Genomic DNA, 12,365 nt, shown 5'->3' with positions numbered 1-12,365 from the left:
TTGTAATCGCTTCTTCGATGGAATGAAAAAAAGCCGCAAGCAACACTCGATGAAAAGAGCTGCTTACGGCTAGTCTTGGTTTTTTCGTTAAAATAAATACTGCGCAGTAATCGACGATTGACAATTGATCAGTTGTTCTGGGGTTCCTTCGTACAAGATTTCACCACCACGAATTCCACCATCAACACCGACATCGATCAGCCAATCCGCTGCTTTCATGACCTCAAGGTTGTGTTCGATCACGATCACCGTGTTGCCTTTTTCTACTAATCGTTCGATGATCGCCAAGATGCTTTTGATGTCGGCCATGTGCAATCCGGTCGTTGGTTCATCCATAATGTAGATATTGCCTTTTTTGCTTAATTCTTTTGCTAACTTCAGTCGTTGGCATTCACCGCCAGACAAGGTATTTAATGGCTGTCCGAGGGTCATGTATCCTAGACCTACAGCCAAAATCTGTTTTAGTTTTCTTTGAATCGCTTTTTCCTCAAAAAACTCCACCGCTTCCGTGATACTCATGGCAAGGACTTCATCGATCGACTTGCCTTTCAAGCGATACTGGTAGACTTCTTCTTTAAACCGTTTGCCGCCGCAGGCCTGACACAAAACCTCGACGGAATCCATAAAGGACAGTTCCATCTTGATGGTCCCGTGGCCTTTGCACGTTTCACAGGCGCCTTCGGAATTGTAGGAAAAAAGACCTGCTGAGACCTTGTTTTCTTGGGAAAATAACTTCCGAATATCATTCATGATCCCAGAATAGGTCGCTGGATTGGAGCGGATATTTCCCGCCACCGCTGATTGATCGATCGTAATGGCACCGGGGTATTCTTTAGCAAAAACCCCATTCACCAAACTGCTCTTTCCAGAACCAGCGACACCGGTCACCACTGTAAATACTCCTAATGGCACCCGCAGTGCTGTATTTTTCAAGTTATGCAGCGTCGATTTTTTCGTTTCGATAAACTGTTGGCTTCTGCGAGGGGTTTCTTTGAAATCCACCATCTGTCCAAAGGCTTTGCCAGTCAGTGTATCTGAGCGCAGCAATCCTTCAAAGGTTCCTTCGTAAGTAATATAGCCGCCATTTTTTCCAGCTTTAGGACCAACATCGATAATATGGTCGGCTGCTTTAATGACATCTGGGTCATGCTCCACTACGATGACGGTGTTCCCTTTGTCCCGTAGTTTGACTAACAATTCATTCAATCGGTGGACATCCCTTGGATGCAGCCCAATACTCGGTTCATCAAAAATGTAGATCACATCGTTCAAGCTAGAAGACAAGTGTTTGACCATTTTTACCCGCTGACTTTCCCCACCAGAAAGCGTCGTTGTTTCACGGTCTAAGGAAACATAATCCAACCCGATATTGATCAGATCAGTGATTCTCGCTTGGATGTTTTGAAGCAGGGGTTGGACACTCTCCTCCGAGATTTCTTGAAGAACCGTCAATAGTTCATCCACTTGCATCGCCAAAACGTCCGCAATCGAATAGCCCGCGATTTTACACGCGAGTACTTGTGGATTGAATCGTTTTCCCTGACAGTCAGGACACTTCTGCTCATTCATGAAAGAAGCGATTTTCTTCTGCGTAGCAGCGGAGCTTTCATTGCCGCCTTTGATATTGGAGCGATTAAAACGAGCGACTAAGCCTTCATAGGTGGAACTCATGCCTTCCATATACAAGGAATCGATTTTTTCTCCTTGGACATACAAAAAGCGGTTCATTTCTTCTTCGCTATATTCTTTCAACGGCTTGTCATTGTCAAAAAAGCCCGTATTGGTGAAGGACTTCAGTAGCCAAGAGCCGACTTTGTAGCCAGGAAGCAGGATCGCCCCTTCGTTCAAGGACTTTTCAAGATCCAGTGCCTTTTCTAAATCTAACCCGACGATCCGCCCAATCCCTTCGCAAGTGGGACACATCCCATGAGGGTCATTGAAGGAAAAATTCCATGCAGGACCTAAATACGGTTGACCAAGACGAGAAAAAAGCAAGCGGATCAAGGGGTTGATATCCGTGATCGTCCCTAATGTAGAGCGGGAATTGCCGCCTAAACGGCTTTGATCAACTACTACCGCCATCGAAAGATTGTCGATGGCATCCGCATCGGGCTGGCTGTATTTTGGCAAAAAGTTGCGGACAAATTTCGAAAAGTTCTCATTCAGCTGTCGACCTGCTTCTTGTGCGATCGTGTCAAAGACGATCGATGACTTGCCAGAACCAGAGACACCCGTGAAAATCGTGATTTTTCTTTTGGGAATCTTCAAGTCAAAGCCCTTCAAATTGTTCTGCCTGGCGTTGTGGATCGTAATGTATTCCTGCATGCTATACCCTCCCAGATTCTATTGAATTTTTACAGTGAGCGACCATTATAGCACAAACATTCTCGCTGTTTCTCGGAATTTTGTAAAAAACTATGTTTATTTTATGTTTTGTTCTCAATGTTGGAATAGCAAGGATAGAGGGCTTATGCAATTTTTCAATAACTGTTGCATAGGAAGGAATTTAGAGTGCGAACGAAGTTAGAAGATAGAGCGAAGAAGGAGTATTTTGAATGACCTTAAATTGCTAAAAGGTAAAAAACAGTCCATTTCCCCTTGCTTGCAAAGTGAAATGGACTGTTTTCATGAAATAACCTTTAATCGTTTGAAGCCGAATGTTAGAGATCGGCCAGATCAGCCAGATCAGCTCAATACAGTTGACGGAAACATTTTGATCAATGTCACCGTTTCTTCTGCCCCATAATCCCCTTCGGCATATAAAGCAAGATACTCTTCCAACAAATAGTCAGCAAGGTCTTGGGTAGATTGCGTAAAACCAGCCTTTTCGTAAGATCTGACTGCAGGGATATTTTTTCTCGACGGCCGCATCATCAATTTTTGAATGCCGAATGTTTCATGTAAATGATCACCGAGGGTGACGATCGCATCGGTACCAAATCCTTTGCCGCAATGAGCTTCTCGATTCAACCAGATATCCAATTCTGCTATGCCGTCTTTTAGATGAGACGAGGAGTAACTAATAAAGCCAATCGGTTCACCTGCATGTAGAATCAAAAAGCCTCTGCCATCTTGCGGTTGGGCACCAGTAAAGTAATACTCTTGATAGTCCTCAAAAAACTCTGCTTCAGTGGCGATCGGTGCATTAGGATAAGAAGGTGGTCCAGAATGATACTTTGTGGTTTCAGAGTGAAAACACCATTGATAGACCGCTTCTTTATCTTTGATTTCCGCAGGGGTTAAAGTGACTTTGTTGCCTGTTAGCATGTGGTGTACTCCTTTCGCTCTTCCTAATGTTCCCCCCAATTATAGCGGAGGATGTCCCTTAAAAACAAACCGCGTTTTTTCTTTACTTGAATCGAACATCGACATTGCTTAAATTTTCATTGTTGCGCCAACAATCTTCCGATTGATTCCTCTATTTTTTCATCCTCTAAAAATTAAATTCATTTTCCCAATTAAAATCAGCAGATTCTTCTAAACTGTTCGGCCAATGATGGCACCAGGAAGGAACTCTGGGCACTTCTACTCGATCCAAACTTGGTGTGTACGGTTTGATATCTATTAGTGGCGTTTGGTCGTTTGCATCAATATAAGGAATAGAAAGAATTCCTTTCTCAACATCGACTGATAATACTTGAACAACACTTAATGCAATTGGATTTGGTCGGATGGGTGATCTCGTAGCAAAAATCCCCATTTTTTCAGGCGCATGTTTATAGGGTTGCTCAGCATCCAAAATCATTCGATACTTTGCATCCGCAAAATCACTGAACCACCATACTAATTGAAGGTGACTAAATCCTTCAATCCCTGCTAAAGCTGGAATATATTCTTTCTTAAGCTTGAGCAAGCATCCTTCCTCATTGTTTTGAATGATCCCAATCGGTTGTAGTTTATATTCTGTCATTTTCTTTCCTCCATTTCCTCTTTGTGCTCTCAGAATAGTGCCTGACACAGTGTGAGAGTCAAGAAAAAACAGAAAAAATCTGCTACTCAACGTTTTATGAGCGGTATTTGTATTTCAGTCAAATAATTACGTTCTTCCTTCTCATTCCAAGGACCGCGATGCACGATTTGCCTGTCTGGTCCGTCCATTTGGTAATAAGGATGTTCTTGTAGCCACTCAGCCAAGGACAAATAGACGTTGGCTATGTTGGAGAATGCACCGTACACCATCGTGCACGCCATAATTGGCACTGCCTCCGTTTCGTAGATGGAAAATACTTTGGAATCTACCTGCAGGCCTGCTTTCACTTGCACACACAATTCAACATCGACATTTTTTTCTTTAAACTCTTGGTCGTGATAAATCGAAAATGATTGTTCGAATTTCTTTATTTTCTGATTTTCCATAAAAGTGGCTAGTTCTCTCCACAGTTCCTCTTCAGAAAAATAATTTGGTATGACTTTGCGAAGGGAGAGCACATGATAACTCGGGACTGCTTTCATTGTAACCTGATAATGGCGCTCTGTTCGTTCCTTCGTCAATTCTAATTTAGCCACTTCTAGTTTGATTAATTTTTGTTTTTCCACCTCTATAGTTGTCTCAATTTCATCTTTTTTTCTTTCTAATTGTTCTGCAAGGAAGTCCTGCTCTTGGTTTTTCAGCAACACCGCAATTTCTGCTACACTAAAGCCGCTATCACGTAAATAGAGTATTTTATTGAGTTCAGGCAATTGAGCAGCCGAATACAGTCGATAACCAGTAAACATATCAATCCTATCGGGCTTTAATAGACCCATCTCATCATAGTAACGCAACATTCTGATACTCACTTGAGAGAGCTTTGAAAATTCACCTATCTTAAACATACGCACCTCCGATAGATTTATTATAAAAACACTTTATCCACACTTCAATGCTACTCACTATAAAAAACCGAAACAAAGAGTTCACTCTCTGTTTCGGTCTTGCTTCATTATTCAACATTCAACGAAAAATTCTTCTAACAATTCTTGCATTTCATAGTCATGTGCCGATTTTTTCCACCTATCGATTCACTGAGACGGCCATTCGGTGATAGGTATGGCGCTTACCTCTGATGGCGATGGATAGTTGCAAGATGTTCTCGGGATCAGCGGTCCCAGAAAAACCCGCATCTCCGATATGATGAAGGTCGCAGCCGGCACGTTTGCTAGTCAATGCCAAGGCACGGATCGTGCCTATATCTGCACCTTCTTGTGTAGTACCGATGGTGCCCATGACCAACTTCCCTTTTTGGTGGATAAAGGCTACAAGATCACTCATGCGGTGTTCACTCAGACCAGGAATCGTGCCTGCAATGGGTACAAGAATAACATCGGCTCCTGCTTGAATGAATGCAGACGCAATTTCTTCATCTAACACGGGTTCATTGACACCAGCTCCGTGCATTTTTCCAGCAATAATGATCCCAGAGAAAACGGCTCTTGCTTGTTGGATTGCCGCTGTGATTTCCTTATTTGAAACGCCAGTGGAAGGATTTCCTGTCAGACAGATAAAATCAAATCCAAGTGCTTCTGCACGAGCCATGTTTTTCTTTGTTGCCAAACGCCCAGTAGCGATAGTTGTCAACTGTTCCATCTGCTCCGCACAATCGTCGACAGGCTCAAGATTGACCCCAATAGGCCGCCCCGTTAAGCACTGCAAAAAGCGAATGGGGTCATCCGTTGTCGGTAAACCTTTGATAGCGCCGTTTTCGCAATCAAAAAGGTTCAGCAAAATCAAATCCGCCCCAAATGCAGCGACGAATTCAGCATTGGTGATTCCTCTAGACATCGGATCGATCTGGACGTCATTTTCTGCTACGATCGTCCGACCTGCACTTCCTCGAATACTTTCCAATAGTTGGTCTTTATCAAATGATTTAAAATCAGCTGCCGTGCAATTCAAAAATCGCTTTGTCTTCATTTTACGCCCCACTTTCTGAACCGAGTTCACTGGCTAATGTCCGATTATCCAGCATTTTGAAGAATGGATAATAGATGGCGATAGAAACCGTCAGATTCACCAGCTGTAAGATTGCCCCCGAAATATGTCCGCCTGTGGCTAGATAACCACCGATGATTGGCGGCATCGACCAGGGAACCAAAACGACGGCAGGTCGGACGATCCCCATGGCAACTGTCGTATAAGAGATAATATAGCAAACAACCGGTGTCAGAATATATGGGAACAAAATCAATGGATTCATGACAACGGGCAACCCAAACATGATGGGTTCATTGACATTAAAAACCGTTGATGGAAATCCGAGTTTCCCCAACTCTTTTAAATACTTACTTTTACTTCTGACTAAAAGCAAGATCGCCAAGCCCAAAATCACCCCACTACCGCCAATCCAGACAAAGGTATTCATAAAGGTATAATTGATGATATGCGGAATCGTTTCGCCGTTTTGAAAAGCGATCCGATTCTCATCGATCATTTGAATCCATGTCGGCTGCAGGACGCTCAGGACCAAGTCCCAACCGTGGATGCCCACTGACCAAAACAATGACGTAAACATGATGGCAAACAGTCCACCTATAAAGCCTCCGCCAATGATCGACAATGGCTGTCCCACAAGGCTGTACAGCAGATCATGAACATTCGTGTTGCCGAATGATTCCACTAATAAACGAATCACCCAGAAAAGCGAGAGGCAAAAGAATGAGGGGATCAATGCAATAAAGGAGCGACTGACCGCCGGGGGAACGTTTTCTGGCATGCGAATCACGATATTCTTTTGTACGAATAATCGGAAAATCTCCGCCGTGATCAGGCTGGTGATGATTGCTACGATCAGCCCGCGGCTACCAAGATAAGACATTTGAATGCCGCCGTCTTCAATCGGAGTGACTAAAAGAAAAACCGACGCTGCCAATACACCGGCAGATAAACCGCTGACGCGGTATGTGGTTGCTAAACTATACGCAATAGCAAAGGAATTGAACAGCGCCATCACACCAAAGGTCACTTGAACGACAAAGTCTAATTTGCTGCGCCATTCCCCGCCAAAAATACTCGTAACAAATAGGTTAAAGCCTTCCCATGGAACGTTAGATAAAATAACAAAAATGGAGCCGATAATAATCAAAGGCATCGTGGTGACAAGTCCATCACGGATGGCAACCAGATGCTTTTCACCGCCAATTTTCATTCCCCATGGCAGCATTTTTTCTTCCATAAATTTCTTTAACGAATCCTTCATAAGCTTCCTCCTTAACCTTAAAAGATCGCTGAAAGAGTGCGTTCAGGTATCTTTTCGAAGTGTGAATAGAAACCAAGGCTTGCCACCTTCAAGAACCTAGGATTGAAGTGCTGATCGCCAAAACGCTATTGTTATGAACACAGTAAGAACGCAAGGCATTGGATTTCTCAACTATGACTGCCTATTTTCCATGCAACTGTTCTCAACTGATCTTCACACCTTTTATTTGCCGCAAACGATCCTGCGCATGAACCGTTTCAAACGACAAAAAAGGCATTGGACAAGATTGTCCAATGCCTTTGGCATAGCAAAATAAGCGTCCAGCATCCCACGGTTTTTGCCCAAAAACCTGCCTGAATCTACTAGAAATCGACAAGGAAATCGGGTACAATAAACACGTTGATGCCTTTGGCGATCAACTATGGCAACTTGATTGGTCATCCTGCTTAGGGGTCTGACTGATCAGGGCCTCGTAAATCTGTTGGCGCAGAGATACGAGGTGCCTATTTTTTTAGTTTCTATTCGCTTACATTTTATAGAATGTTTTTGGGAAAAGCAAGCGAACATCGTAACAAAATTGTAAATAATGGTCAAAAAAATAAAAAACTATTGTGATTTGTTCGATTAAAATAGAAAATAGTGATTGCTTTACGTATTTATAAAAAAAGGAGGACCGAATCATCCATGATTCAGCCCTCCTTTTCGCGCTAGACAAATACAAACAAAATTCCAGAACAGATTGTGCCTACCAATAGCCCACGAATACTGCCTTCCCCTTCATTGGGTAACTCAAATTTGATGATATTCACCAGCAAAGCCCCGGTGATCAAGGCTTCAATGATGACCACCAGATAGTAAGGCAATGAAACAAAGAGGGAGAACGCAGCTCCCGCGAAAATACTGAAGGAAAGCACAAAACGACCATATTTGTTGTAAAGGGCACCATGATGGTGATAGAGCAGCCAATCGTTCATGAGAAAGTGCAAACCAAAGGCAATAAAGTAGGTCAAAATGTAAAAACGCTCTGATAGCGTATTGGCAATCACGATATAGCCGATCATGATATTGTAGATCACATGAAAAGCGATATCCGACCAAAAAAAGGCGTTTTTGGCACTGGTGATGTCTTTCTTTTCTAACACCATAAACGTCCGCTCATCGATTTTGTAGATCACGTAACTGAAGACTAAGCCAAACAAAACGATGCCATAGACCCCATGACTATAAAAAATCCCCGAATCCCAGCCAAATTCATCGATCAACACCGTTTGAAAATACGCCAAATGGGGCAATAGATGAACGATCGCATAGGAGATCCCTACCCCAGCGGCAAAGGAGCTCATGTATTGCACGTTTAGTTTTCTGGATGAGATAACATTTGAAAATAGATGGATGAAGATAAACCCTAAAGTGATCATGCAATTCACAAAATTATTTGTTAAATACGTCATTGTTTTCCCCTTCTTATATTCCGTTTGCGGCAACGTTTAATCGCAATTTTCAATAACGAAGTCTTTTTAATTAGTTATTTTTGGTTATTTTCATGAAATATTCTTGTTTACTATACAGTAAGTGGGCTTGGGGGGCAATAGGTTTTTTAGGTTTTTGGGGAGAAATATTTTTGATAGAAAACGGCCTTCATTGTTGCCGATTTTTTACCGATGATCTTGTCTTCATTTTCGGATAGGATAATCTTGTTTTTGCTCTAGCAGAAACTAGGTCTAACTTCATTTTTTATCAAAAATTGCGCTTATTTGAAGTTAACTTCAAATTTCCGAAAAATTGTAACCAATTTGAAGTTATCTTCAACTTTCTCAATTATGTCAGATTTTTAACGTTCGTAACCAATCACTGATGAATTCAGAAAGCCGTTGTTGCTCCTATTCCATCAAAAAAAAGAAGCAAGAACTTGCAGCGTCCTTGGTTCTTTTTTTGTTACAATTCATTATACTTCTTTTTCGAATCTTTACTTTCTCTCACCGGATACTTCATGTTGTTTTTTTCCAGCTTTTCTTTGATGATCTCATCAATATCAAGCCCCAAATTGTCTGCCAGCATATAAGAATAAATCAGAACATCGGCAATTTCTTCTTTTAGATGTTCGAAATCTTGAGTGGCTTCTTCAGGTGTTTTCCATTGAAAAATCTCCAACAATTCGGCGGCTTCGATGGAGATAGAAATAGCTAGATCTTTTTCATTATGAAATTGTCGCCAATTGCGATCATCTCGGAATTTATTGATCCGTTCCATTGAAGAGGGTTGGTTTTGCATGGTAGGCCTGGCTCCTTTCGTTTTGTAGGGTTAAGAGTTTTTGGCGCAGATTGGGATTGATTGCATAGATGTAAAGCCCTTTGATTGCTCGTTTCATTAATACATTCAATGAATTAAGGATGATCGTTTCTTTGGCTTTCTTCGTCAATTCTTGGTTCATATCGTCACGTCCCGTAAACGCCCCTTTGTCCTCATATTTATCGATATCGATGACAAGCTGGTCGGTCTCTGGATCGTAATCAACGGAAGGGCCAATGACGACTCCTACATTGTTTAAATCAAACCCTTGGACGGTGTAGATTGAACCGACTTCACTGATTGTATCTGGTCGCTCCGCCCATGTTCGCTTCGTATCGGTCGTATTCCATGGCAGGTTGATCCCACCAGGATCTACAAGATATGAAGCTCCGTCTTTCTTATGAACATAATCGAATGTTGAGATGATCCGTGACAGACCTTCCTTTTTATCGAGAGAAAAGATTTTGTTCTTCAACGCATCATGGGTTTCCATAATCTGAAGCTCAAAAGATGCTGTCGATTCTGGAATCGGTGTTACACGTTTTTCTACGATATCATCGATCCATTGAATAATTTGTGGACTACTTTTCATTCTTAATTGATCTTTTAGCTTAAAGCGAGAAGCATTGTACCTTTTCTGAAACTGATCCAATTTGTCCTGATCCCAATAACTTTTGATTTTCAATACTTGCTTCGGATCAAAGATACAAATCGTGATTTTTGCTCGCTTGATAATCTCTTCTAGTTGGTTTTCATAGTGAAAACTGTTATAGCTGTCTTTCTTCGTTAAAAGCAAATGGGCCTCATCCACAATAACGATGTCTGGGTGCAACTTCTGATTATCTGTTTTATTAATAAAGGAAGTTGGCTTTAGCATATGATTCTTTTTTAAATTTGGCAAACTTTCTGCCATTGTATGATAGGTTTTTAACATTTCTGAATGGTTGACCAACAAATAGTTATCGGTGCCTTTTAATACAGGCTCTGACTTTGTATAGTCTTGAAGGGTGTTATAGAGAGATGCCAAAAGGACGCTCTTTCCCGTTCCAGCTTCTCCTTCGATCATCAAGACTTTTTGTGTCTCATCCTGCTGAATCGCTTGTTTACAGTACTCAATGATTTCAAGTTTTATATCTAACTGTTCTGGCGTCAGTTCTTTAAAAGGGGATAATTTATATACATCTTTGTTGCGAATCGTATCGATTGAGTGCTTCGCCAATTGACGCCTTTGCAATTCTTCCCATAACTCTTGGAAGACCACTTCATCATAATACTCTTTTTCATAATACTGATGCATCTGCACCTGTCTTGTTTGACTGACATTTTGTAACTGAAACTGCTCATCCCCAATGAAGTGATTGATCAAATTGGTTTCGATATTGTAGGTCGCTGATTGATTGAATTTTTCATGTCCAATCAGCAAGACTTCTTTAATTTCTCTGCGCTTAGAGTTATTCAAGTGCTGCTTCAATCGTTTGTTCACTTGAACCGTTTGACCAATGTACGCAACAGGCCTTTTCTTTTCATTTCGGTTGTAGAGTATGTAAACGACTGGGTACTGATCGATATAAGCCGTCGTTATGCTAGATAGCTCACCTTTCTTGAAATGATGATCTTCTATGATTAGTTGGTTGGTCATCAATTATTTCTCCGTTGTTCGCTTGATTTTGTGTATACTTGCATGTATTGAATGGTCCTGATTTTAGTATAACATTGCTTGCCTTTAGCTCAAATAACTAGCGCACTTCTAATTGCTATATGCTACTCAAACTCCGCGTACTTATCAAATCAATCTATCATTATTTGGGTTTTCCTCATTTGACAAGCTACATTCTTGCTGATATGTGATTTGTTCGTAATAATGAATTCTAATCATTATTTTTTTTTGAGTTTGAATAAGCCCAAGTTTGAAATGTTATATATAATAGATTGATTGCAAATCCAATACTTATAATTGGGCCCAAGTCGATCCAACCTATTTTTTTGTCTGAGATAAAAATAGTATCTATAGCAAATAAAGAAATTAATACAAAAAAAGCACTCATGTATGTTATTATCCTAAATTTGAATATTGTTTTATCAAAAATAGTATCTTTGATGAATTTGAAAAAATACTTCTGTCTTTTCTTCCTAACTTCTTCTTTCGTCTCATTATAAATAAGTCTATCTTGTATTTGCTTCATTTCCACTATTTTATTAATCCCCTCTGCAATTTCTAATAGTACTAACTCAGGTTCTATTCTTTTAATTATGTAGAATTTCTCATCATTTATACCTTTAATGTATGTTTTTCTAACATAGAATTTGTTTTTAAAACTTCTATATTGGTAATAATAGAAAACCATCGCTAATATACATATAATTGTGACAAGTATAAATTCAGACAGTGAGCTAACTCTTATACCTTCCAAATCTCTGATCATATTATTATATCGTACCAAATTTGCTTCCGAATCTTCTTTACTGTATTCTCTAAAAAATTGATTCACTGTCTCTTTTTTTTCTATTTTCTGTATATTGTTTAATTTGTTACTTTTTTCAATTTCATCTATTAAAGAAACTTGTATTTTTTTCTGCTCCTCCTCATTATTTACAATCAATTCCCACTGCTCCTGACTAATCTCTTGATAACTATTTTCTCCTTGAAATAATCCGTTGCTTAAAACACCAATAATAACCAAAACCAAAAGAGTATAGAAAGTAACGTAAGTATATTCCACAACACTTCTCTTGGCTTTAGAATGATTGGTTTCTATAGCTCTTTCAATATTCGTCATATAGATTTTATTAGAAACCAGATTAGTTGCAGCACTACATAGCCCTGCAGCTACTACTATAATTCCCAGTCCACTATCAACCATTTCAAACATTAAAATATACTCCTCCTATACTATAACAAGC

The 12,365-nt window shown here is 40.4% G+C and carries 10 protein-coding genes; all 10 read right to left on the bottom strand.

The genetic code is table 11. The features are described from left to right. Positions 1-87 precede the first annotated feature (87 nt). Positions 88-2,325: an ATP-binding cassette domain-containing protein gene (locus IGJ74_RS02680; protein WP_087664885.1), complete on the bottom strand. Its 2,238-nt coding sequence runs from the start codon at positions 2,323-2,325 to the stop codon at positions 88-90. A gap of 360 nt (positions 2,326-2,685) precedes the next feature. Beyond that, positions 2,686-3,267 (bottom strand): GNAT family N-acetyltransferase, encoded by a 582-nt coding sequence (locus IGJ74_RS02675; protein ID WP_086332996.1) that lies wholly within the window; start codon positions 3,265-3,267, stop codon positions 2,686-2,688. A 166-nt stretch (positions 3,268-3,433) separates the two neighbouring features. Beyond that, positions 3,434-3,910 (bottom strand): SAM-dependent methyltransferase, encoded by a 477-nt coding sequence (locus IGJ74_RS02670; RefSeq protein ID WP_081118989.1) that lies wholly within the window; start codon positions 3,908-3,910, stop codon positions 3,434-3,436. A gap of 86 nt (positions 3,911-3,996) precedes the next feature. Beyond that, on the bottom strand, positions 3,997-4,815 hold the full coding sequence (locus tag IGJ74_RS02665; protein ID WP_087664884.1) for a MerR family transcriptional regulator: 819 nt from the start codon (positions 4,813-4,815) through the stop codon (positions 3,997-3,999). 178 nt (positions 4,816-4,993) lie between these two features. Further along, positions 4,994-5,893 (bottom strand): PEP phosphonomutase, encoded by a 900-nt coding sequence (locus tag IGJ74_RS02660; RefSeq protein WP_087664883.1) that lies wholly within the window; start codon positions 5,891-5,893, stop codon positions 4,994-4,996. A 1-nt stretch (position 5,894) separates the two neighbouring features. Next, positions 5,895-7,175, bottom strand: a complete 1,281-nt coding sequence (celB, locus tag IGJ74_RS02655) for a PTS cellobiose transporter subunit IIC (protein ID WP_077453683.1) — start codon at positions 7,173-7,175, stop codon at positions 5,895-5,897. Positions 7,176-7,882: 707 nt separating this feature from the next. Continuing rightward, positions 7,883-8,626, bottom strand: coding sequence for a hypothetical protein (locus IGJ74_RS02650; RefSeq protein ID WP_008377866.1), 744 nt, complete (start codon positions 8,624-8,626; stop codon positions 7,883-7,885). A 484-nt stretch (positions 8,627-9,110) separates the two neighbouring features. Continuing rightward, positions 9,111-9,446: a nucleotide pyrophosphohydrolase gene (locus IGJ74_RS02645; RefSeq protein WP_086299081.1), complete on the bottom strand. Its 336-nt coding sequence runs from the start codon at positions 9,444-9,446 to the stop codon at positions 9,111-9,113. Continuing rightward, positions 9,409-11,103: a DUF2075 domain-containing protein gene (locus IGJ74_RS02640; RefSeq protein ID WP_087664882.1), complete on the bottom strand. Its 1,695-nt coding sequence runs from the start codon at positions 11,101-11,103 to the stop codon at positions 9,409-9,411. The genes IGJ74_RS02645 and IGJ74_RS02640 overlap by 38 nt, the downstream gene beginning before the upstream one ends. A gap of 229 nt (positions 11,104-11,332) precedes the next feature. Then, complete coding sequence (locus IGJ74_RS02635) at positions 11,333-12,334, bottom strand: hypothetical protein (protein WP_207462966.1); 1,002 nt, start codon at positions 12,332-12,334, stop codon at positions 11,333-11,335. Positions 12,335-12,365 lie beyond the last annotated feature (31 nt).

The sequence above is a fragment of the Enterococcus sp. AZ009 genome (assembly GCF_050548785.1).
Taxonomy (GTDB): Bacteria; Bacillota; Bacilli; order Lactobacillales; family Enterococcaceae; genus Enterococcus_D; species Enterococcus_D entomosocium.
Note: the sequence above shows the minus strand (reverse complement) of the source record. Positions and strands in the feature narration are given on the sequence as shown.

Coding starts and splice junctions, on each gene's coding strand:
- IGJ74_RS02680 (WP_087664885.1), bottom strand. CDS start 2,325: ATGCAGGAATACATTACGATCCACAACGCCAGGCAGAACAATTTGAAG.
- celB (WP_077453683.1), bottom strand. CDS start 7,175: ATGAAGGATTCGTTAAAGAAATTTATGGAAGAAAAAATGCTGCCATGG.
- IGJ74_RS02650 (WP_008377866.1), bottom strand. CDS start 8,626: ATGACGTATTTAACAAATAATTTTGTGAATTGCATGATCACTTTAGGG.
- IGJ74_RS02675 (WP_086332996.1), bottom strand. CDS start 3,267: ATGCTAACAGGCAACAAAGTCACTTTAACCCCTGCGGAAATCAAAGAT.
- IGJ74_RS02635 (WP_207462966.1), bottom strand. CDS start 12,334: ATGTTTGAAATGGTTGATAGTGGACTGGGAATTATAGTAGTAGCTGCA.
- IGJ74_RS02665 (WP_087664884.1), bottom strand. CDS start 4,815: ATGTTTAAGATAGGTGAATTTTCAAAGCTCTCTCAAGTGAGTATCAGA.
- IGJ74_RS02645 (WP_086299081.1), bottom strand. CDS start 9,446: ATGCAAAACCAACCCTCTTCAATGGAACGGATCAATAAATTCCGAGAT.
- IGJ74_RS02640 (WP_087664882.1), bottom strand. CDS start 11,103: ATGACCAACCAACTAATCATAGAAGATCATCATTTCAAGAAAGGTGAG.
- IGJ74_RS02670 (WP_081118989.1), bottom strand. CDS start 3,910: ATGACAGAATATAAACTACAACCGATTGGGATCATTCAAAACAATGAG.
- IGJ74_RS02660 (WP_087664883.1), bottom strand. CDS start 5,893: ATGAAGACAAAGCGATTTTTGAATTGCACGGCAGCTGATTTTAAATCA.